This window comes from Fictibacillus tiangongensis, from assembly GCF_048083785.1.
In the GTDB taxonomy this organism is placed as follows: Bacteria; Bacillota; Bacilli; order Bacillales; family Fictibacillaceae; genus Fictibacillus.
Genome location: NZ_CP182294.1, coordinates 1203115 through 1223498, shown reverse-complemented (window position 1 = coordinate 1223498; position 20384 = coordinate 1203115). Strand labels below are relative to the sequence as shown.

The 20384-nt window shown below is 38.5% G+C and carries 21 protein-coding genes and 1 pseudogene; 9 read left to right on the top strand and 13 right to left on the bottom strand.

Features of this window, described 5'->3' with window-relative positions; genetic code table 11:
- The first annotated feature begins 76 nt into the window (after window positions 1-76).
- Complete coding sequence (locus ACNJYY_RS06700) at window positions 77-1261, top strand: DHH family phosphoesterase (protein WP_416731084.1); 1185 nt, start codon at window positions 77-79, stop codon at window positions 1259-1261.
- A gap of 48 nt (window positions 1262-1309) precedes the next feature.
- On the opposite strand, the gene ACNJYY_RS06695 is transcribed toward ACNJYY_RS06700, so the two are convergent.
- The 4 genes from ACNJYY_RS06695 to ACNJYY_RS06680 all read right to left on the bottom strand — a co-directional run bounded on the left by ACNJYY_RS06695 (window position 1310) and on the right by ACNJYY_RS06680 (window position 5586).
- Window positions 1310-2398 (bottom strand): Ger(x)C family spore germination protein, encoded by a 1089-nt coding sequence (locus ACNJYY_RS06695; RefSeq protein ID WP_416731083.1) that lies wholly within the window; start codon window positions 2396-2398, stop codon window positions 1310-1312.
- Window positions 2395-3486 (bottom strand): GerAB/ArcD/ProY family transporter, encoded by a 1092-nt coding sequence (locus ACNJYY_RS06690; RefSeq protein WP_416731082.1) that lies wholly within the window; start codon window positions 3484-3486, stop codon window positions 2395-2397. The genes ACNJYY_RS06695 and ACNJYY_RS06690 overlap by 4 nt, the downstream gene beginning before the upstream one ends.
- A 21-nt stretch (window positions 3487-3507) precedes the next feature.
- On the bottom strand, window positions 3508-5034 hold the full coding sequence (locus ACNJYY_RS06685) for a spore germination protein (protein WP_416731081.1): 1527 nt from the start codon (window positions 5032-5034) through the stop codon (window positions 3508-3510).
- Window positions 5035-5145: 111 nt separating this feature from the next.
- Window positions 5146-5586 carry a MarR family winged helix-turn-helix transcriptional regulator gene (locus tag ACNJYY_RS06680; RefSeq protein WP_416731080.1) on the bottom strand — a complete coding sequence of 147 codons (441 nt, stop codon included), beginning with the start codon at window positions 5584-5586 and terminating at the stop codon, window positions 5146-5148.
- A 156-nt stretch (window positions 5587-5742) separates the two neighbouring features.
- Between ACNJYY_RS06680 and ACNJYY_RS06675 the strand changes: the two genes are divergently transcribed.
- From ACNJYY_RS06675 to ACNJYY_RS06660, 4 genes are all read left to right on the top strand, one after another.
- Window positions 5743-6165 (top strand): organic hydroperoxide resistance protein, encoded by a 423-nt coding sequence (locus tag ACNJYY_RS06675; RefSeq protein ID WP_416731079.1) that lies wholly within the window; start codon window positions 5743-5745, stop codon window positions 6163-6165.
- 517 nt (window positions 6166-6682) lie between these two features.
- Entirely contained in the window at window positions 6683-8059 is a 1377-nt protein-coding gene (locus tag ACNJYY_RS06670) for a sigma-54 interaction domain-containing protein (RefSeq protein ID WP_416731078.1), read from the top strand.
- Between the two features lie 84 nt (window positions 8060-8143).
- Window positions 8144-9487: an aspartate aminotransferase family protein gene (locus ACNJYY_RS06665; protein WP_416731077.1), complete on the top strand. Its 1344-nt coding sequence runs from the start codon at window positions 8144-8146 to the stop codon at window positions 9485-9487.
- A 42-nt stretch (window positions 9488-9529) separates the two neighbouring features.
- Window positions 9530-10972 carry a sodium:solute symporter gene (locus ACNJYY_RS06660; RefSeq protein ID WP_416731076.1) on the top strand — a complete coding sequence of 481 codons (1443 nt, stop codon included), beginning with the start codon at window positions 9530-9532 and terminating at the stop codon, window positions 10970-10972.
- A gap of 40 nt (window positions 10973-11012) precedes the next feature.
- Here the strand turns inward: ACNJYY_RS06660 and ACNJYY_RS06655 are convergent, their stop codons facing one another.
- From ACNJYY_RS06655 to ACNJYY_RS06640, 4 genes are all read right to left on the bottom strand, one after another.
- Window positions 11013-11483, bottom strand: a complete 471-nt coding sequence (locus ACNJYY_RS06655; RefSeq protein ID WP_416731075.1) for a hypothetical protein — start codon at window positions 11481-11483, stop codon at window positions 11013-11015.
- 57 nt (window positions 11484-11540) lie between these two features.
- The gene (locus ACNJYY_RS06650; protein WP_416731074.1) at window positions 11541-11822 is read right to left on the bottom strand and encodes a hypothetical protein; all 282 of its coding nucleotides are present in this window, start codon (window positions 11820-11822) and stop codon (window positions 11541-11543) included.
- 84 nt (window positions 11823-11906) lie between these two features.
- Complete coding sequence (locus ACNJYY_RS06645) at window positions 11907-12227, bottom strand: hypothetical protein (RefSeq protein ID WP_416731073.1); 321 nt, start codon at window positions 12225-12227, stop codon at window positions 11907-11909.
- Window positions 12228-12350: 123 nt separating this feature from the next.
- The gene (locus ACNJYY_RS06640; RefSeq protein WP_416731072.1) at window positions 12351-12845 is read right to left on the bottom strand and encodes a competence protein ComK; all 495 of its coding nucleotides are present in this window, start codon (window positions 12843-12845) and stop codon (window positions 12351-12353) included.
- 272 nt (window positions 12846-13117) lie between these two features.
- Here ACNJYY_RS06640 and ACNJYY_RS06635 point away from each other — a divergent pair, with 272 nt between their 5' ends.
- The 3 genes and pseudogenes from ACNJYY_RS06635 (at window position 13118) to ACNJYY_RS06625 (ending at window position 16555) form a co-directional block, all read left to right on the top strand.
- Window positions 13118-13912: a cyanophycinase gene (locus ACNJYY_RS06635; protein ID WP_416731071.1), complete on the top strand. Its 795-nt coding sequence runs from the start codon at window positions 13118-13120 to the stop codon at window positions 13910-13912.
- A gap of 15 nt (window positions 13913-13927) precedes the next feature.
- A pseudogene (gene cphA / locus ACNJYY_RS06630) lies at window positions 13928-16003 on the top strand (cyanophycin synthetase); the annotation flags it as partial.
- Window positions 16004-16054: 51 nt separating this feature from the next.
- On the top strand, window positions 16055-16555 hold the full coding sequence (locus tag ACNJYY_RS06625) for a glutamate ligase domain-containing protein (protein WP_416731818.1): 501 nt from the start codon (window positions 16055-16057) through the stop codon (window positions 16553-16555).
- Between the two features lie 37 nt (window positions 16556-16592).
- On the opposite strand, the gene ACNJYY_RS06620 is transcribed toward ACNJYY_RS06625, so the two are convergent.
- Together ACNJYY_RS06620 and ACNJYY_RS06615 are read right to left on the bottom strand one after the other, a co-directional pair.
- Complete coding sequence (locus tag ACNJYY_RS06620; RefSeq protein ID WP_416731070.1) at window positions 16593-16997, bottom strand: hypothetical protein; 405 nt, start codon at window positions 16995-16997, stop codon at window positions 16593-16595.
- A gap of 128 nt (window positions 16998-17125) precedes the next feature.
- Window positions 17126-17284: a DUF3934 family protein gene (locus tag ACNJYY_RS06615; RefSeq protein ID WP_082861310.1), complete on the bottom strand. Its 159-nt coding sequence runs from the start codon at window positions 17282-17284 to the stop codon at window positions 17126-17128.
- Window positions 17285-17671: 387 nt separating this feature from the next.
- Here ACNJYY_RS06615 and ACNJYY_RS06610 point away from each other — a divergent pair, with 387 nt between their 5' ends.
- Window positions 17672-18550 (top strand): nuclease-related domain-containing protein, encoded by an 879-nt coding sequence (locus ACNJYY_RS06610; protein ID WP_416731069.1) that lies wholly within the window; start codon window positions 17672-17674, stop codon window positions 18548-18550.
- Here the strand turns inward: ACNJYY_RS06610 and ACNJYY_RS06605 are convergent.
- The 3 genes from ACNJYY_RS06605 to ACNJYY_RS06595 are packed head-to-tail and all read right to left on the bottom strand — an operon-like array spanning window position 18543 to window position 20363.
- Window positions 18543-18908, bottom strand: coding sequence for a hypothetical protein (locus ACNJYY_RS06605; RefSeq protein ID WP_416731068.1), 366 nt, complete (start codon window positions 18906-18908; stop codon window positions 18543-18545). The two genes, ACNJYY_RS06610 and ACNJYY_RS06605, sit on opposite strands and share 8 nt — an antisense overlap.
- 17 nt (window positions 18909-18925) lie before the next feature.
- Window positions 18926-19495 (bottom strand): GNAT family N-acetyltransferase, encoded by a 570-nt coding sequence (locus tag ACNJYY_RS06600; RefSeq protein ID WP_416731067.1) that lies wholly within the window; start codon window positions 19493-19495, stop codon window positions 18926-18928.
- A 31-nt stretch (window positions 19496-19526) separates the two neighbouring features.
- Window positions 19527-20363 (bottom strand): DUF1835 domain-containing protein, encoded by an 837-nt coding sequence (locus ACNJYY_RS06595; RefSeq protein WP_416731066.1) that lies wholly within the window; start codon window positions 20361-20363, stop codon window positions 19527-19529.
- Window positions 20364-20384 lie beyond the last annotated feature (21 nt).

Genomic DNA, 20384 nt, shown 5'->3' with positions numbered 1-20384 from the left:
TAAATTTTTTTAAAGGTTGAACTTTATGCTTTATGACGATACTCTAGACAGAGAGCATAATAGAGAGGATACTGACATGATTCATTTATTTTCACACAATGATTTAGACGGAAAATCGTGCGGTTATTTAGCACAACTCGCATTTGGAGACAATTGTAAAATTTCGTATTGTTCACACGGAACGATTAACGATCGTGTAGAGATGCTGCTCGATAATCCGAAAGAGAGAAAAACAGAAATTATCATTACCGATATTGCGGTCAATGAAGAATTAATGATGCGGCTTGATGAACGTTCGAATGCTGGCGGAAAAGTGAAGCTCATCGATCATCATGCAACAGCCCTTCATTTTAATGGCTTTGACTGGGGGCATGTTCAAGTTCGTTATGACGATGACCGTTTAACATGTGCCACTTCCCTTTTCTACGAATATTTAATCGAGAACAATAAGCTTAAACCAACAGGTGCACTCGATGAATATGTAGAGCTTGTCCGTTTATATGATACGTGGGAATGGTTTGACCAGAAGGTTGAAGCTAAGCGTTTGAACGACTTATTCTTTATCCTGCCTCCTGATAAATTTGAAGATCAGATCATGGATCGTTTAAAAGGTGATTCTTTTCAGTTCTCAGAAACAGAAACAACGATTCTCGATCTAGAAGAAGAAAACATCGCAGATTACATCAAAAAGAAACAGCGTCAGATGGTCGAGATCTGGGATACTTGGTCTTTAGGTGATGGCTCTGAAGAGAAAACGTATAAAATTGGTATTATTCATGCTGAACGTTATCACTCTGAACTTGGAAACGAGATCAATCGTGAAAATCCTCATTTAGACTTGATCGTGATTCTAAATATCGCAAACAAACGAATCGGTCTTCGTACCATTCATGATGAAGTGGATTGCTCCATTTATGCGAAACAGTATGGTGGCGGCGGACACCCGAAAGCTTCAGGTGGAAACATGACATCTGAAGCGTTTGAAAAGTTCGTTGGTGCAGCATTCCATGAACAGCCTAGACGAATTGATGCACCGAAGAACGAACATAACGTGAAGGAAAATCCTGATGGCAGCTTGTATGTGAACAATCACCGTGAAGTATCGAAGATTTTTTCTGATGATAACCAAAGATGGCTGATCACACATAAAACACATCCGGTAGAGGAAACGTTTGAGAGCTATCAAGATGCTGAAAACTATGTAAAACGCCACTTTGAAGGCTGGCTCATGCGTGATGATGAAGCAAATAACAGTAATTAATCTAATTAATGATGAAAGAAGGACTGCTTGAATGGGCAGTCCTTTTCTTTATTCAACAACACCAGAGTTAATCATTTCTAAGTCTACATTCACTTTCACTTTTAAATCAGGATATTGCTCTTCCCACTTTTTTAAATCAAAATCTCGGTAATGCGCTTCATATTTAGAACCGAGCCCAATTGGATCAACACCGTTTTCCTGAAGTAACGTAATGATTCTTGCAGCGTCTTGTTCTATCCTCTTTTTTATTTGCACCTGAAGTTTCTTTACTTTCTTTTTGTCTGTCGGCTTTCCATCATTACTTCTGTACTCTTGAAGCCTCGCATCCATTTTTATTTTGATATTAAATTCAGGAATACCATTGTTTACTTTAACCTCATAGTATGGTGTTGACTTGATATTGCCGATTACTACAAACTCATCATCATTTAACTTGTATTGATGTGTTCCCATCTTAAAATGTTCTATCAACATTTTTAGCGTGTATACATCTTTTATAGGCAACGTCGTTATTAATCGATCATCCTTAAGTAAACCAATACCGTTTATTTTAATCTTGTCTTTATCTTTTTTTAGCAGCGGCAAGTACGGATCATTTCCGTCATTGTGATAATTGTAAGAGAAGATAGCCAAGTCAGTAGTAGGCAGTTCACCTATTCTTGCGTTTTGCTCGATCATATCTGATAAATACAGCGCAATGTTTTCTTTTCCATATTTTTTTATTGAGAGCAATTCCGAAGCTTCCCCTTCTATAACAGCAAGCTGTATCGTGTTGGCAATTTCTGGCGTCCGTTTTAACGTATCAATAAATGGATATAATCCTTTCTCTGCAAGGCTTTTACCAAACAATGCAATACGAAGCTGGCCGCTAACCAAGGGATACTGAACTTCATTTTGAGAACGATCGATGGTCTCCTGAACGGTGTAACCTTCCGCTTTTAATATTTCTATTTTTGATGTCTCATCTACCCGATATTCTGGATATACAATGGTTCCCAATACTTTGTCATCTGAAGTCAAATCAAAGCCTAAACCTTGAATAATGCTGATTTCATTCGTATTTTGTGTGGGGACGATCTGACATCCGGATAACACAAACAGTAATGCGATAGAGATGGTTAACAAATAAGACTTCATCTTGTTACCCTCTTTTTCTTTTTAACCATTAAAAAAACAAGCCACAATAAAGGAATATAAAGATAAAATAACCCGAGTGATATGCTGGAGACCGTATTCAAGAACAAATGAAGATTGTACCGGTTATCTAGCAGCTGGCATAGTACGAGAGATAAACACATTAAAACAAGCAAAGGAACTTTTTGTTTTTTATTGAAAATTTTTTTTAAGCCTCTGCTCGATGCCCAGAGCATCAGCGTTATGATTGCCACGATTTTGATCAGATACAACGAGATGAGAATATACTCAATCCTCTGGATAAAAGAAAAGGTTGTTAACGTATTGATATTAATTCTAGCCCAAATGTTACTCTGTATTTGTTTTTCACTTATAAATAAGAAAGTTGTAAACGCTCCTACCGTATAAAACAAGGTAGTATATGCGAGACCAAGATGTGCAAACTTCCGGGAATTTTTCGCATTTCTTATAAAGGGAAAAACCATTAAAATGATTTCAAACCCTGCCATCGAATAACTTGTTTCTTTAGCAGAACGTAACAGGTCAGCAAACGAGTGGTCCAAAATAGGAAGTAGATTATCTAGATGAATATAATTTCTAGGTAGATTAAAATGGTTAAAGAAAAGAAGGACCGTATATAAGACTGCTACAAAACTAATGCCTGCCACGACACGGAATCCCCCAGATATAATGTAATAACACAATATAAGAATCAGTAAAGCCAGTACCCATGTCGGTAATGTAGGGAACATCCATACTTGGATAATCTCAATATACTCCCTCAATACACTGACACCCGCCAGCCAGAAATAGACCATAATGATTCCGCTCATGATCGATCCAATGGTTTTACCGTATAATTGATTATGTACATCTACAATATCCCCGTCTGCAGATGACAAAAGATGAATCATCACGGCCATGACTAGTTGAATGAATGCCCCAGCAATCATTACACTGATCCAAGCATCATAGCCTGCATGTTTTGCAATAATTCGATGAAAACCTAGTATACCTACTCCTGTTTGTGCACCAATTATGATAAAGAACAAGAAATAAGGTGATACTTGGTGCCTGATATTTACTTGCAAGATGATTAAACCTCCTTTCTGCTATTCATCAAAATCTGAAGGCGGGCCTGGACTCCTCCTATTAAACACCGCTTTTTGTTTTACTTGTGGACGTAGGTTATCCGGATTTTCTTTTTGCATGGAAAACGGCAAGCGTACCCACAGATCCTTAAACATGTTTTTACGAAACGGGTAAAAACCAATATACGGCCTTCCGAGTGACGTTAAACGCAATAGATGAACCAGAAGGAAATTCAGTCCGATCACGATTCCGATCATACCAAGAAACTGGGCCATTACGATAATTGGATATTTAACAAGCCTTACTGAGTTGTTGAACTTATAAATCGCTGAAGTATAGGAAGCTAATGTACTTAAGCCTACTAAAATGATTAAGATACTGCTTGTTAGTTTGGCTTCTACGATTGCCTGTCCAATAACAATCCCGCCAACGATCCCCAGCGTGGTGCCAATTTTAGTCGGCAAACGAAGACTGGATTCTTTTATAAATTCAACACTGATTTCGAGAATAAGAACTTCTATAATAGGTGGAAATGGCACTGCAGCTCTGGAAGCTACTAATGAGTCAAGTAACTTTGCAGGAATCAACTCATAATGATACGTTAAAACGGCTATATATAAAGGTGAAATTACAATTGATACAAAGAGGCCAAATAATCTAACCAACCGCAAATAGTTTGCAATTAACCAAGGTACATAATAATCTTCCATAGCCACTACGGATTCTGCTAATGTGATCGGTGCTATTAAAACGTCCGGAGATCCATCAACAACAATGACAATCTTGCCTTCTGTAAGTGCGGCAATGGTTCGATCTGTTCGTTCTGTTGGGATAATCTGCGGGAAAAGAGAATTTGTATTATCTTCAATCATAGATGCTAAGTAAGAACTATCTGAGATATGATCGTATTGAACATCGTTTATTCGTTGCAAGACTGTTTCAACGTTATCTTTGTCCGCAATCGAATCCATATAGATTACAGCGACTTTTGTTGAAGATAATTTACCTACCTGCATTTCTTTTACATGAAGATCTGTAGATGGTAAATGTTTTCTTATCAAGTTGATGTTTGTGTCTATTTCTTCAACATAGCCAGCTTGAGGACCAAGTGCTGTACTTTCCATCATAGGAAAAGAAATATCTCTGAATTTATTATTGGCAACATTCACCAATAAGCATTCCGTATCTTGATCTGATAGACGAATGGCAGCAAACCCTTGCAATAACTTCTCTTTAATTAACTTTTTGTCAGATGTTACGACGGTTTGCTGAATAGGGATGCTATTTTTCACCTTATTTAAGGAATGACTTTCAGATAGGTATGGAACGACATCTCTATGCAGTGTTTCTGACAGAACAAGCGTTCTAAAGTACGAGATCCAAAATGGCTCTGTTTTTTCAGAGGATGTATGATCATTAACGAAATCGTTCGATGTGGAAAGTTCCTCCACCCAATTGGTCTTCTCAAGGCTGGTTTTAGTTTTAGGTTGTTGTTTCTCGATGACTGCCTTTTCCTCAACTTTTTTCTCTCGCCGTTTTTTGAACATACTTATCCCTCTATGTGAGTTTTTCTTTATTGTTCATTTGTAACTCTTTATGTATTCATGTAAGAACGAAAAAGCGCTTAGATTAGTTTCTCTAAGCGCTTTTCTTTATTCTTAATGTGATTCATTCTGCAGCAGATCTAACATCGATGTGAGTGTTTTATTCAAAAGAGTTAATTCTTCTTTTTTCATCGCGATGTTTTCAATAAGCTGACCTGGAATACACTCCGCTTTTTCTTTTAAAGCATCTCCTTTTACTGTTAAGGAAATAACAACACTTCTTTCATCTTCTGCTGATCGCTTCCTCTCAACCAATCCGTTTTTTTCCATACGTTTTAACATTGGTGTAAGAGTGCCTGAATCTAAAAACAATCGCTTTCCTAATTCTTTTACCGAAAGTGAATGTTTCTCCCATAGTAAAAGCAATACTAAATATTGTGGATACGTAACATTCATTTCTTGAAGAAGATCGCGATACAGCTTAGTAATTTCACGTTCTGCTGTATAAATCTTAAAGCAGATTTGATTCTCAAGTTTTAATAGATCGTTATTCATGGCAGTTCCTTTCGTGTGCATCTTTAATGTTATTATAACACAATTTAGTTTTACACAATTAAATCGTTTGACACCAATTAAAGGTTACGTTATTATAATCACGAGTCATTTGAATTGCACACAATTAAATTTTACACAAAAAAAGGAGTGTTCGTAATGGAAGCATTATACACAGCAAAAGCAACAGCAGAAGGCGGAAGAGCCGGTACGGTAAAAAGTGACGATGGTGTGTTAAACCACGAGTTGGCAATGCCAAAAGGACTTGGGGGTTCTGGAAATGAGAACGCAACAAACCCAGAACAACTATTTGCAGCAGGATATGCAGCTTGCTTTGATTCAGCCCTTAACTTGGTCGCACGACAAGCTAAAAAGCGCATTCAATCAAAAGTAACTGCTGAAGTATCAATCGGCAAAGATACAGATGGCGGATTTAAACTAGCTGTCTTGCTGAACGTTGGAGTTAATGGAGTAAGTCAAGAAGAAGCAGAAGAACTCGTGAAGACTGCACACGGTGTTTGCCCGTATTCTAAAGCAACAAGCGGTAACATTGATGTGGAATTGAAAACAGAATTGTTTTAGCCTCTCTAAGGACCAGTAACATGGTCCTTTTTCTTTTTGGCTGTTTTTGTACTTTGTTGTTATTTAAAGTGGTTGATTTCCGTTCCAGGCTGCTCGCTTTCCGCGGGGCAGGCGGTGAGCCACATTTGTACGTTTCACTTTTAAGTGTCTCACCTGCCCGCCTGTCCCGCAGGACAAGGAAGGCTCCGGCAGCGTCGCATCGCACGAAGAAAATGTGCTTTTTCATTTTCGAGGAGTCTCGCACCTTACACTCCAATCAACTAGTCAAAGAGTTTGAAAGCAACAATCTTTTAGATAGAGCATTCTTATGTTAAGCTCCCCCCTTTGCCTCTGGCAGCTCAAGATGAGTCTCGTCCATCTCCAATAAAATGAACAACATAGGTTAAAAGAACCTTTATTTTAAAAATAATTCCTAAATCAGTATCATATTCTCCTTTCTCATTGTATAATTATTCAAAAATAAATAATTATTCAGAATTGAATAATTAGTATAGATAAGTTGAAAAGGAGGATTATAATGAACCCCACTGACACTTGGAACGAAAATGAGCAAATCCTTCATTCTCTAAAGGATGACATCTTAGTCACGAATGTTGACGGCATTATCCTAAAGGTTAGTGAAGTGACCGGTAAAATTTACGGTGTAGACTCTGAAAGTTTAATCGGAAAATCGGTCTATGATTTAGAAGCTCAAGGTTTGTTTACTCCAATCCTAACTCCGATGGTCGTAAAAGAAAATAAGAAGATCACCTTTGTCCAAACAACGAACAAAGGCAAGAAACTCCTGGTTACTGGTATTCCCGTTTATAACGAAAAAGGCGAATTATACAGAGTTGTCAGCTACTCACACGATATTACGGAACTCGCTGAATACAAAGATTTTTTGATTACGATGGAAGAAGAAATGCAGAGAGTTAAAACAGAGCTCGGTCTTTTAAGAAGCAAGCAGCTGCATGATGCTGGAATCATTGCCAACAGTGAAGATATGAAAAAAGTGGTCTCTACAGCACTTCAATTATCGGAAGTGGATGTAAATGCTTTAATCCTCGGTGAATCTGGCGTTGGGAAATCACTATTAGCTAAATTTATACATAATAAAAGCCACCGTGCAAAAGGTCCCTTTATCGAGGTAAACTGCGGGGCTATTCCGGATTCTCTATTCGAAGCTGAATTATTCGGCTATGAATCAGGGGCTTTTACAGGGGCTCAACCAAAAGGCAAAGTTGGACTTATTGAACTTTCGAATGGAGGCACACTTTTTTTAGATGAGATTGGAGAACTTCCTCTCTCACATCAAGTGAAAGTGCTCAAAGTCATACAAGAAAAGCAGTTCTATCGCGTAGGTGGAACGAAGCCGATTAAAGTTGATTTCCGTCTAGTTTCAGCGACCAATAAAGATCTCAAAAAAGCGATACAAGAAAAACAGTTCCGTGAAGACTTGTATTTCCGTTTAAACGTAGTCCCAGTTACCATTCCCCCGCTGCGCTCAAGAACGGAAGACATCGTACCGCTTATTCATATGCTGTTAGAGCATTTTGAGAAAAAATACAACCGAAGTAAGAAATTAGATGAAGCTGTTATCCACCATCTTTTGCATTACGAATGGCGAGGAAACGTACGAGAATTAATCAATATCATGGAGCGTTTAGTCGTAATATCCCCTTCTACTCTTATTACGGTTGAACAGCTTCCTGATCATATAAAAGAAGAGTTGTCTCCACCCACTCCTTCTTTAGATGAAGCTCAAACGCTTAAAGTAATTATGGATGAGACGGAGAGACAGGTGTTACTAAATGCCCGAAAAAAATACAAAACGACCGTACGTATGGCAGAAGCACTCGGCACTAGTCAGCCTTCAATTGTAAGAAAAATGAAAAAATATCAGATAATTTAGTTTTTTGGCATGATCCTTGCATGGATATTCTATATAGAAATTATTTATACAACATGAGTATGGAATATCTAGGAGGTAATACACGTGTCAACGAACAACTGGAGCAACCTTGTAACCGAAATGCCTAACCTATTAGCGCCGAGTATGGCAAAAGATCATCCGAACCTACCCGTCGTAAAAGCAGAGGGCTGCTACTATTATGGATTGGATGGAAAGCAATATCTTGATTTCACTTCTGGTATCGCAACAGCAAATACCGGCCATCGTCATCCAAAAGTGGTCCAAGCAATCAAAGATGCAGCAGATCACCTCACGCATGGACCATCTGGAGTCATCATGTATGAGTCAATCTTGAAGCTGTCAAAGGAACTAGCTCATGTTCTGCCAGGTGATTTGAATTGTTTCTTTTTCGCCAACAGCGGAACTGAAGCCATCGAAGGTGCTCTGAAACTCGCAAAGCATGTCACAAAAAGACCGTATGTGATTTCTTTTACTGGATGCTTTCATGGTAGATCACTAGGTGCGTTGAGCGTGACAACATCAAAGAGTAAATATCGTAAGTTTCTTCAGCCGAACGGTCTGGCCTATCAAGTTCCGTATGCAGATGAAAAAAGCGCACCGAGTGGAGTAGATTCAGAAACGTTTGTTATTGAGAAGCTTGAGAAAGATTTTGAAACATTGTTCAATCATCAAGTAACACCAGAAGAAGTTGCCTGTATGATTGTAGAACCCGTTCTAGGTGAAGGAGGCTATATCGTTCCACCGAGTGGCTGGCTGAAGAAAATCAGAGAAGTTTGTGACAGACATGGCATCTTGCTCATTTTTGATGAAGTTCAGACGGGATTCGGAAGAACAGGTGAATGGTTCGCTGCTCAAACGTTCGGAGTTACTCCAGACATCATGGCTATAGCAAAAGGTATTGCTTCAGGACTGCCACTAAGTGCAACGGTTGCTTCTAAAGAACTCATGCAGCAATGGCCACTCGGAAGTCATGGAACAACTTTTGGTGGAAATCCGATCGCTTGTGAAGCCGCTCTCGCTACAATTGAAATTTTAACTAAAGAAAAACTCATCGAAAACTCAAAAAACATGGGGAATTATGCATGTACAAAACTAAAAGAACTTCAAGAACGGACTCCGTTGATCGGGAGCATTCGTGCAGTAGGGCTCATGATTGGAATTGAAATCATCGATCCTTTTACAGGTAAACCAGACGGTCAAGCACTCATGAATATTCTAGACAAGTGTTTAGAGAAAGGCGTTCTTTTTTATCTTTGCGGAAATCATGGTGAAGTAATCAGAATGATTCCTCCTCTAACAATCAATCAAGAACAGATCGATCAAGGTCTTGCTGTCCTTGAAGAATCACTTGAAGAATATTTGAAAGAGATTCATGCACAACTATCGGAAAACTATCAAAACGCGTAAATAGCTTGGTTAAGCATTACACTAAAAAGGAGGTTTTTTATTATGCAAACTTTTGATACAGTTATTATTCTTTTGTATTTTGCCGTATTGATCGGTGCAGGAATCATTGGCTCTACTAAAGCAAAGACTTCTGAAGATTTTACTCTTGCAGGACGAAACCTTGGCATGTTTATGTATCTTGGATGTTTGTCTGCCGTTATTTTAGGCGGTGCAGCTACGATTGGAACGACAAAGCTAGGATATCAGTTTGGAATTTCAGGCATCTGGTTTGTATCAATGATTGGTTTAGGTATTATTCTTTTAGGTACGATATTTATTAAAAAGATCGATTCATTAAAAGTTACAACGATCAGTGAATTATTAGGAAAACGATACAAATCGGAAACACGTCTTTTAAGTGCCATCGTGGCTTCCATATATACTTTAATGATCGCTGTTACCCAAGTGATCGGGATGGGAACAATCATCAATGTGCTCTTAGGCTGGAGCTTAACGACTTCCATGTTAGTTGGAGGAGGTATCGTCCTCTTCTATACAATTCTAGGTGGAATGTGGAGTGTTACAGTCACGGATATTATTCAATTTATCGTAATGACGGTTGGTATCTTCTTCATTATGGTTCCTATGAGTCTTTCAAAGGTAGATGGTTTAGGTAATCTATTAACAAAACTTCCCCAATCTCACTTAGATTTCACAGGCATCGGTTATCAGCAGATCTTTCAATACTTTTTGTTGTTTGCGCTCGGTATGGTCGTATCACAAGATATTTGGCAACGTGTCTTCACAGCAAAATCTAGTAAGATAGCTAGAAATGGATCAATTTTCGCAGGAGTTTATAGTTTTGCATACGCGATTGCAGGAAGCATTATCGGTATGTGTGCATTCATCGTGCTGCCTTCATTAGATAACCCGCAGAATACATTTGCTGAGATGGCCCTTACCATTTTACCAACAGGAATCTTAGGGCTTGTACTTGCAAGTGTATGTTCAGCACTTATGTCAACGGCATCAGGTTCGTTACTAGCGTCTTCTACTCTGATTACGAACGACATCTTAAAACAATATTTCTTGAAATCTCCTACTGACAAACAAATGATTAAAGCATCAAGACTCACAACACTTGTTATCGGCTTAATCGCTATTACTTTTTCCATATGGATCCAAGATGTACTCGTTGCTCTTGATGTAGCTTATGCGATCCTATCTGGAGCGATCTTCATCCCGCTCGTTATGACGTTCTTTTGGAAACGAGCAACTCCTAATTCAGGATTCTATGCCATATTAATTTCTACAGTAGTTGTACTAGCAGGGTTATTTATTGAAGGACTTACAGCAACAAACCCTATTCTTTACGGAATGTCAGCTGGATTGGTTAGTATAATAGGGATCTCCTTATTCACTGCACCTATCTCAACTGAATTTGATACACCATTTGATGAAGAGGTTGTACTTGAAGAAGTAGAAGAAGGAAGAAAACAAGCTTAATATAGAAAAGCCTCTCCCTCGGGAAAGGCTTTTCTCATTATTATTCAACAACTTCAATAGCAAATGCATAAAGTGCATCTCCATCAGAAACATTTTCTTTTTCCTCAGACATCCACCAAACGCTATATCCGTAAACGTAAGTACCCAGTGTATCCGGTGCTATAAACGTATTTGTTCTTACATCTATTTTCCGTTCATTCTCCTCATGAAATTGTGATAGATGATATTCGTTTGGCTTGGAACCTTTCATCGCAAATGAAATTTCCGTTCCAGGCTTTACTTGAATCGGTTTTTCGTTAGAAACAAGTTCAATGGGACCTGCTGAATCTACACATATACTCGAAAAGTTTGATTTCCAGCAATAAGAACCAAGCTTCATTACGTGTTTTTCATTTCCAATGACAGCAAAAGCAGTTGGTGGCTTTTTTCCACGCATTTCACCATTAGAGTCTTTTGAACAACCAACAAGTACTAGTAGAGCTATAGTTAAAGTTAAGATGATTTTTCTCATAACTGCTCCCTTTTTTAATACTTGACGTAACAAAGGGTACCAAAGTTACATTCTCTCTTATTTTCCACCGATTCCAAACGATAACAACAGCAGACCGAATATAGAGATCAAAGCCATGAACAAGATAAAAAACAACCCAAAAAACTTAGCTTTTCCAGCTTCTTTCTTCACAATTGCTATAACGCTAAAGATGACACCGATAAAATACAACATGATTCCACTAAAAAGAAAGATAGCAACTTGTTGAGCTACATCATCTCGAACGATGAACGGCCAGCCAGCAAGTAGAATTCCTGCTAAACAAAACCATAATGATAAACGACCAAAACGCAGATTCAATGTATGGACACACTCCTGTTTAAATTCTTCAAAAGAAGTTCAATATCCATTGTTGCCATTTTCCCTTCAAAAATCAACTATCTACTAAATAAAATAATCTTTGTAATAAACGAATATGGAGATGAAAGAAACGAGGGTATAAATAACAGCCGTATAATAAGGATAACTCGGTTTAAACGTTGCTTTTTCTTCTTCAATCTTGATTCCTGTCATAGCTTGCGCCTGCATGCGTACCATGTTTGATGAAAGTCCACCTTTTGAAGTGAAAAATCGAATCGTGAGAGCAAAAATCAAACCAACAAATAATGAAGTATCAATAAACGCCACTCCTAATAGATTTGCAACCACAAAGTTAATGACTAACAATAAGAAAACGGTAACGATACAACTAATAAAATGTTTCACGATATCTCCTCCTCAAAATGTTGTACGAATAATAAGGAAAAAAGTTCCAAAAAGGTGATATACAATCAAAACACGCCCGTACAATTTTGCATCGGGCGTGTTTTGACTATTATTCTATTTTTTTCAATATCTCATTATTCGTTCATTTACTCGTTCACTAAGGATATATCTGTATTGTGCAGTTCGGAACAATTTCGCCTCTAATGCATATTTAGATTGGGGTAAGATCAAATTAGCGGTGTTTTTAAAGTGGATACTGCACGTGTCAGAATCTATGGAATCTATTCGTTGAACATGCGATTGGGATAACCAGATGCACGTTTCATTCTTAGGAGATTCTACAGGAAAAAAGAAAATGCCTAGTTCGAGGTTGATCATGATCGGGGATAAACTCACATAGCCCATAGACCGACGAACTGCTTCACGCCTGCCTTCATAGCTAGATCCAAAAAACAAACAGCTCTCGTTAATAATTTTAATGGGGCTGAGTGCAACTCTTTCGTTTTTTTCGCTTTCTAAAATTTCGGTTTGAACCTCTCCATATTCGTTATAAAACGGTAAGAGTGCCATTGTGCTCGTGTTAATTTCGTAGGATCGAAGAAGTAATGTTTTTTCCATTTATACATCCTCCCTTTATATTGTTAAATGACCCTTAACTCCTCCCTTTGAAAAAATAGAAAGTAAAATACTCCCAATAGGTAAATTATACTAATTGTTTTGACAAGAATCTATATAAATTTACAAAAAATTTTAACTATTGAAATAAACAGTAAAATAATTCCTCAAATAGGTTTGAATACTAGCGAATCGTGGTATACATAACAGGGCGAAATGGACGATAATTTCGACCTGTTTTTCCTACTACTTAATGAATAAGAGGCTGATGAAAGATGGCAAAAGGTGATCTGCTGATCATTGGTGGCAATGAGGACAAGAGCGAAAAGAAAATAATCTTATCCAGATTCTCTGCACTATGTAAAAATCGTCAAGGTCCGATAGGAATCCTGACAACAGCATCCGGCTATCCGGAAGAAGTAGGCAGTGAATATTATCAACTGTTTCAAACCTTACATGGTACTAAGCCACTGCTTTTCCATTTAGATTCCCGTGAAAAAGCGGAAGACCCTGAATTACCCAAACAGCTTTCTTCTCTGTCTGGTCTTTTCATGACAGGGGGCGACCAATTGAGACTAACGAGTATTTTAGGTGGAACATCCTTTTATAAACACCTCTTTCGAGAATGGCAAGACGGTTTGATCATCGGTGGAACGAGTGCCGGTGCTGCTGTTATGAGCAGATTGATGATTATCTCATCAAAGCTGTTTGAAAAAGAAGATGTTTCAATACTTGAGTTAGGTTCAGGCTTTGGATTTTTAGAAGACGTAATTATTGATCAGCACTTTTCTCAGCGTGATCGGTTTAGTCGTCTCATGCGTGCTATCGCGTTAAACCCTCAGATCATTGGCATCGGTATCGATGAAAACACCGCAATCTGGGTTCATAACGACGGCAAGCAGTTTGAGGTGATCGGTGAATACAACGTGAGCATATTTGATGGCAAAACATCGACGTATGTAGATATTGCTGAGAATAAAGGAAATATGACGATTTCCGATATCCGTTTCCATACACTTGGAGCGGGTGCTGTATTTGACTTATACAAACGAGAATTAATCATCACTTAAGGAGAGAACGTCTTAATGAAAATCAACCGCGTCAATTACTTAACGGGACCGAACCTTTACAGCTTTAAACCTACTATATGGATTGAGCTTGATATAGAAGAATTTGAAGAAAAACCCTCTAACACAATACCAGGATTTGTAGATACATTGTTAGATGTCATCCCTTCCCTTCATACACATACTTGTTCAAGGGGTTATGCAGGCGGATTTGTAGAACGACTTCATGAAGGAACGTGGATCGGCCATATTTTAGAGCATATTGCCCTAGAGATCCAACATCTTGCTGGTATCTCAGTCAAACGTGGCAAAACGATCACAAGTGAACGAAAAGGAATCTACTTTGTAACATATGATTACGCAGAACCAAAATCAGGATTTTACGCATTCGAAGCAGCTCTCGAAATTGTAACCGCTATCTTAGATGGGAGACAAATTAGTGCTGATTCTTACATCACCCATACCTCTGACCTGTATCATCTACATAAACTAGGTCCGAGTACGGAAGCCATCTATGAAGCTGCACGAAAACGAAAGATTCCAGTAGAACGTATCGGAACAAACAGCTACTTAAGAATTGGAACGGGTAAAAAGCAAAAATCCGTTCAAGCGACCATATCCTCCCAAACGTCTTATTTAGCAGTAGAAAATTCTTGTGATAAAGATATGACCAAAACATTAGTAAGAGGTGCTGGTCTCCCAGTTCCTAAAGGTGATGTTGTTTCCAATGAATATGAGCTGCTTCAGTCAGCTGAGAATATTGGTTACCCGCTTGTCATTAAACCGCTTAACGGCAGACAGGGACAGAACATCATAACCAATATTCAAAATGACACAGACTTGATTGCTGCTTTCCGCTGTGTGTTCAGCGAAGGTACTTCATATATTCTAGAACGATATTATACAGGCAATGATTACCGTTTTTTCGTCGTAAATAATGAGTTAGTTGCAGCAAGTCTTCGTCTTCCGCCGTTTGTAATCGGTGACGGCTATAAGACGATAGCTGAACTCATTGATGAAGAAAACTTAAATCCATTACGTGGTGATGGTCATGAAAAAGCGATGAGCAAGATTCCTTTAGATGAACGTACGGTCGTTCATCTTGAGAAAAGTGGCTTTTCTCTTCAATCCGTATTAAACAAAGGAGAATCTCTAGAAGTATTAGGTAACGCAAACCTGTCTACAGGCGGTTCTGCAATCGATGTGACAGATGATGTTCATCCTGATTATCGTAACATGGCTATTGAAGCGGCAGCTGCAGTTGGTCTAGATATTGCAGGAATTGATATTCTATCGCCGGATGTCACGGTTCCTTTTGTTGAAGGTGAAGCTGCCATTCTTGAAGTGAATGCAGCGCCTGGCATCCGTATGCATCTTCATCCATCACAAGGGGAAAAGAGAGATGCAGGTGGGGCCATCGTAGACTATCTGTTTGCTTCTCGTGAGGAAGCTGCAGTTCCCGTTGTTGCGGTAACAGGCACAAACGGCAAAACGACGACCACTCGTCTTGTTTCACATCTTTTACAGAAAGAAAACATAACGGTTGGATATACGTGTTCTGATGGTGTTTGGGTAGGTGATCAGCAACTGGACGCTGGAGATTGCAGCGGACCAAGAAGTGCGCGCAAAGTTCTGGCTCATCCTTCTGTAGACATCGCTGTGTTAGAGACTGCTCGCGGAGGAATGTTGCGTTAAGGCCTTGCGTTTCGCTATTGTGACGTTGGAATCGTAACCAACGTTAGTGAAGATCATCTTGGGTTGAATGGCGTAGAAACATTAGAAGATTTAAAAAAACTGAAGCAGACGGTTGCTGAAGTTGTTCTTCCAGAAGGTACATGTGTATTGAACGCTGACGATTCACGATGTGTGGATATGGCGAATCATACGAATGGCGAAGTAATCTTCTTCTCCCTTTCGGTAATGAATCCAGTTATTCAAGATCAGTTAAAGCAAGGATTAAAAGTTTGGTATCTAGAAGATGACTGGGTTGTATTCAACGAGAACGGCAGAGCAGAAAGATTTCTTCCAGTATCACACATTCCGATTACGATTAATGGTGCGGCCCGACATAATATCTCGAATGTCCTTGGCGCTCTCGCTGCCGCTCATTCATTGGGAAGACCATTGTCAGAATTAAGAAGTAAGGTGATCACTTTTCTTTCAACAGAGAACCAAAACAGAGGTCGTTTCAACGTTTTAAACATCCATGATCGAACGATCGTAGTGGACTATGCCCATAACCCTGCTGGTTTGAAGGCACTTTTTGAAACGGTAGATCATCTGAAGAGCGGTCGAGTAATAACAGTTGGTTCAGCAGCTGGAGACAGACAGGACCAAACGATACAAGAGATGGGACGAATTTTTGGAACTCACTCTGATATTTTTATCATCAAAGAAGATGTAAACCTAAGGGGACGGATTCCCGGTGAAACGGTTCATCACCTTTATATGGGTGTAAAAGAAGCAGACGGCCTCACCTCTGTTTCTGTATATCCTAAGGAAGCCGAAGCATTGATCCAAGCTTGGGAGTGCTCCGAGCCTGGTGACACACTTGTCTTCCTCTATGACGAATACACGTCTATTCAAGGTATCCTGCAGAAAATCAAAAATTCAAAAGCTGTAGGCGTACTGCAGAAAGCAGAATAAGAAAAGCAGTTCCCTTTTGGGAGCTGCTTTTTACATTTTAGTTTTTTAGTGTTTTAACAACAATCGCTTGTGAAGCACTCTTAATCAAGCACCCTTCCAAATCACCTTCACTCAATAACCCTAGCATAATGGCAGACTTTACTTTTTCTTCATCCGGTTTTGGCACATGAAGAATAAGATCTGTCATATTTAATTCAGTAAGGCGACTCACTGTCTTTTCTTCGTGAAGCTTTTCGGATCTTCGAATCTGCCTCTGCAGCTTGAAGTTGTTTACTGTAACTTCGCCTTTCTCGTTTTGACCGACTAAGTGATCAAAATAGATATGAAAGACTTTTTTTAGTTCGTCTAATTCTTTCTCAAGCTCTTTTTTCTTTTCGTTAAGCTTATTGTATTTTATGATCAAGTCTTCTGAAATGGTGTAGTTCGTATTTTGTGTAGCCAAGCTCGTCCCTCCCATTTACCAATGAATAGTTCATCTTATGGTAGATTTGAGTGATTTATTCCAAAATAAAAACCACCTAGCTTTAGTAGTAGATGGCTCATTCACACCATTTGGCTGTTGTATTTTTATTAATTGTTCTCTGTTCCACTTTCGTTCTCAGGTTTATTCTTACCTTTACTCACATAAGGCTTTGGACCTTTTTTCTTACTGCTGGATTTCCAACGGTTCCAACCCTTTTTCCCAGTTCCTTGCCCTACGCCGCTTTTCTTGCCTTTTGCTTTACTCATTCTAATCACTCCATGACCGTTCTTGTGCTTATTTTAAGCAGTAATTTGAATTATACTACATTACCGGCGGTGGGGATAGTTCCTTAGACAGTACTAGGAACTCTGGATTATAAAATTATGTGATGGATGCCATTTTTTATGTGATAATCCCCATTTTTTATATGATGAGTGCAGATTTTTATGTGATTCCCCTAAGAAATTATTTGATTCTTGATATTTTGAGGTTCAGTTATTCAGAAAATGGTTTTTTCCCTATACTTCCTATATTAAGTCCATAAGTTGAAGGGATGTCTTTCTATAAAAAAACAACCGCATACCCCCTACGTCATTCAAAAACTCGGTGCAGTCAGTAACAGATTGCAAAGCAGTCATCCAGAACGTTCGAGATTGGAAAGTAATCTGGCAAAATATATTGCTGGGCATAATGGCGAAAAGTCCCTACAGTATTTTTATCGGTATCTACCAAAACAAGAGGCGACTATTATCCAAAACATTCGAATTAAGCACATGGATTTCTTCTTTCAGATTGATACCCTTATTATAACTTCGAAATTTCTGATTCTGTTAGAGATAAAAAACTATACAGGAGATTTGTTCTTTGATGATAAGTATGGACAACTCATTCGGACTTCTAGTAAAGGAAGAGAAATATTCGAAGACCCTATTCAACAAGTAAAAAGACAATCTTTCCATTTAACTCAGGTGCTAGAGCAGCACAAAATCCCCAAGATCCCCATCGAAACGTTAGTTGTTATCACTAACCCACGAACTTTTGTAGATAGTTCAGAGACATATAAAAATGCCTTAAAGTTAGTAATTAAAAGCCCGATGTTACTTAGTACGTATGAAGAATTCAATGCAAAATATAAAAAGGATGTGCTGTCGTTGAAAGAAAGGAAAAAGATCAAAAGAATAATGATGAAGTTAAACGAACCATATAATCCTGATATCCTAAGCTATTATGGAATTGATAAAAGTGAGTTGATAACAGGGGTGCTTTGCTCCAAATGTAACACACAAATGAATCGGAAAAACGCTAACTGGGAGTGTGCAGCCTGTTTTCATACCTCTAAGACTGCACATGTTGGAGCACTGAGAGATTACGCTCTTATCATTTCAACTGAAATAACAAATAAAGAATGCAAAGATTTTTTACATTTATCAACAAGTATGCAAGCTTACTACCTGCTCAACTCACTAAACCTTCCATACACTGGAACATCCCGAAGGACGAGAATCTATCACCTAGACTCCCTCATCACTTGACCGTATCCAGCAACATTTCAGCATCAATTCTACTCAGCTTCCCGTACTTATGCTCATTTAAATTCACGATCTCCGCATCCATATCGTTATGAAACCAAATTTTATATTCTTCCAATCTCTCAGGCATGTTCGGATCATACAGATAGAAAAGAGTTAACGTCAAATCTTCTTTTCTCGACATCTCCACTTTTGCGTTTTCCCAAATCACTCTTTCTAATTGTGCACCAATCCATCTCACCTGACTCACATCTTTTATTATTCCATCCTTGCCCCTTCGCATATCACTTAGTTGATAATCAACACGGATCAGCTTTTCATTCTCGTTGCAGCCAGCTAAACTCATCATGAGTAAAAGCACAACCAGCCTTCTCTTCATCAATCAGCAGGATTGATGATAGCCATTTGTTGATGGTCTTCCCACTTCCCATTAATCTTTACATTTTTACGAGCGAGTCCTTCTTTCTCAAAACCGGCTTTTTCTAACACTCGAATAGAACCAACGTTGTGCGGCATCACACCTGCTTCTACTCGGTGAAGTTTGAGCTCCTCAAATGCGTATTTTACGATCAAACGTACAGCTTCTGTCGTATAGCCTTTTCCATTGTGTTTTTCATCTAAAAAGTAACCGACAAAGGCACTTTGAATGGATCCGCGCATCACGGCGAACAAATTGATTGTTCCGATTAAAATCTCTTCATCTTTTGTAAAAATACCAAAATAGTAATCTAAATCTTGTTTAGCATTCTCTACTAACATCTGAATTCGTTTCTGCTGATTTTCAAGGGAGTAAAAATCATCGCTGCGTTCCATAGCAAACTGACTAAAGAACTCCCGGTTCTCTAGTTGAAGATTCACCATATCCTCTGCATCCTCAACGGTCAATAACCTAATATAGATATTGTCTCCTGTTAATTTAACGTTTGTTTCCACACTTTGATTCATCATACGTTCTCTCCGTTTCTTATGTAAGATCCCTTTAGGGAAGCTTCACTCTTAATTTCCTCATCTTGCCTAATGTACCTTCATATTCAAGTTTTCCTTGCTCGATCAAATAATGAATCCGGTAAAAAATGAAAGCATCACCCACATATTGTTCGATATGGCCGATGATATCACCTACGAGACGTGAGCTTTCTAAGAATACTTCTCCATACTTCCACTCCAAACGTCTTGCAGAATAAATAATGAACGCATCTAGATGGTCAACACTAACGCTTTTTATTGACTTGTCTTCTTCCCAAAGTCTTAAGACTTCTTCTGATGAACTTAAAGTCTTCCATTCTTCAACAAATTTTTTCTGACCATCCAATGAAATAGGATCGTAATTATCCGTTTTCTCTAAAATGATCTTGAGATGATCTGGAGAAACTTCACTCGTGTGCAGTGAAGTATAGAAGACATCAGGAGGTTTGCAATATTTGTTAAAACATTCATTCGTATTAACCACAAAGATCTTGTTTTCTCGATCTTCGAGTAACTTCATCACAAATCTCAAACCCGTTTGTTCAGGCGCATTGTCAGCTGTCCAGATTGTAATTAGCAAATCTTTAGGAATATCACCAATTTCCTGAAGTGCTTGCCTAAAACTAGATTCATATTCGTTTGAATAATATTCTGCCATGTCACCAATTGCCAAATTGTCTTTGAACCATTGAATCCGGCCATCTGATCCCTTTTCAGTTTCCAGTTCATGAATAGGTCCTATCGCAAAAGAATCGGGAAATTCAATTACATGTTCCTCGCGTTTTTCCTTACTTAGCATCCATTTCATCGCGCCAGCCGAAGATTCTCCAAACATTATATGAACGCTCATCAGTACAGCCCCTTAACTTAA

Bases quoted from the DNA above. Each gene is read 5' to 3' on its own strand.
- ACNJYY_RS06685 (WP_416731081.1), bottom strand. From the start codon at position 5,034: ATGTTCAAAAAACGGCGAGAGAAAAAAGTTGAGGAAAAGGCAGTCATC.
- ACNJYY_RS06635 (WP_416731071.1), top strand. From the start codon at position 13,118: ATGGCAAAAGGTGATCTGCTGATCATTGGTGGCAATGAGGACAAGAGC.
- ACNJYY_RS06655 (WP_416731075.1), bottom strand. From the start codon at position 11,483: ATGAGAAAAATCATCTTAACTTTAACTATAGCTCTACTAGTACTTGTT.
- ACNJYY_RS06680 (WP_416731080.1), bottom strand. From the start codon at position 5,586: ATGAATAACGATCTATTAAAACTTGAGAATCAAATCTGCTTTAAGATT.
- ACNJYY_RS06670 (WP_416731078.1), top strand. From the start codon at position 6,683: ATGAACCCCACTGACACTTGGAACGAAAATGAGCAAATCCTTCATTCT.
- ACNJYY_RS06660 (WP_416731076.1), top strand. From the start codon at position 9,530: ATGCAAACTTTTGATACAGTTATTATTCTTTTGTATTTTGCCGTATTG.
- ACNJYY_RS06600 (WP_416731067.1), bottom strand. From the start codon at position 19,495: ATGATGAATCAAAGTGTGGAAACAAACGTTAAATTAACAGGAGACAAT.
- ACNJYY_RS06700 (WP_416731084.1), top strand. From the start codon at position 77: ATGATTCATTTATTTTCACACAATGATTTAGACGGAAAATCGTGCGGT.
- ACNJYY_RS06640 (WP_416731072.1), bottom strand. From the start codon at position 12,845: ATGGAAAAAACATTACTTCTTCGATCCTACGAAATTAACACGAGCACA.
- ACNJYY_RS06695 (WP_416731083.1), bottom strand. From the start codon at position 2,398: ATGAAGTCTTATTTGTTAACCATCTCTATCGCATTACTGTTTGTGTTA.
- ACNJYY_RS06615 (WP_082861310.1), bottom strand. From the start codon at position 17,284: ATGAGTAAAGCAAAAGGCAAGAAAAGCGGCGTAGGGCAAGGAACTGGG.
- ACNJYY_RS06595 (WP_416731066.1), bottom strand. From the start codon at position 20,363: ATGAGCGTTCATATAATGTTTGGAGAATCTTCGGCTGGCGCGATGAAA.
- ACNJYY_RS06675 (WP_416731079.1), top strand. From the start codon at position 5,743: ATGGAAGCATTATACACAGCAAAAGCAACAGCAGAAGGCGGAAGAGCC.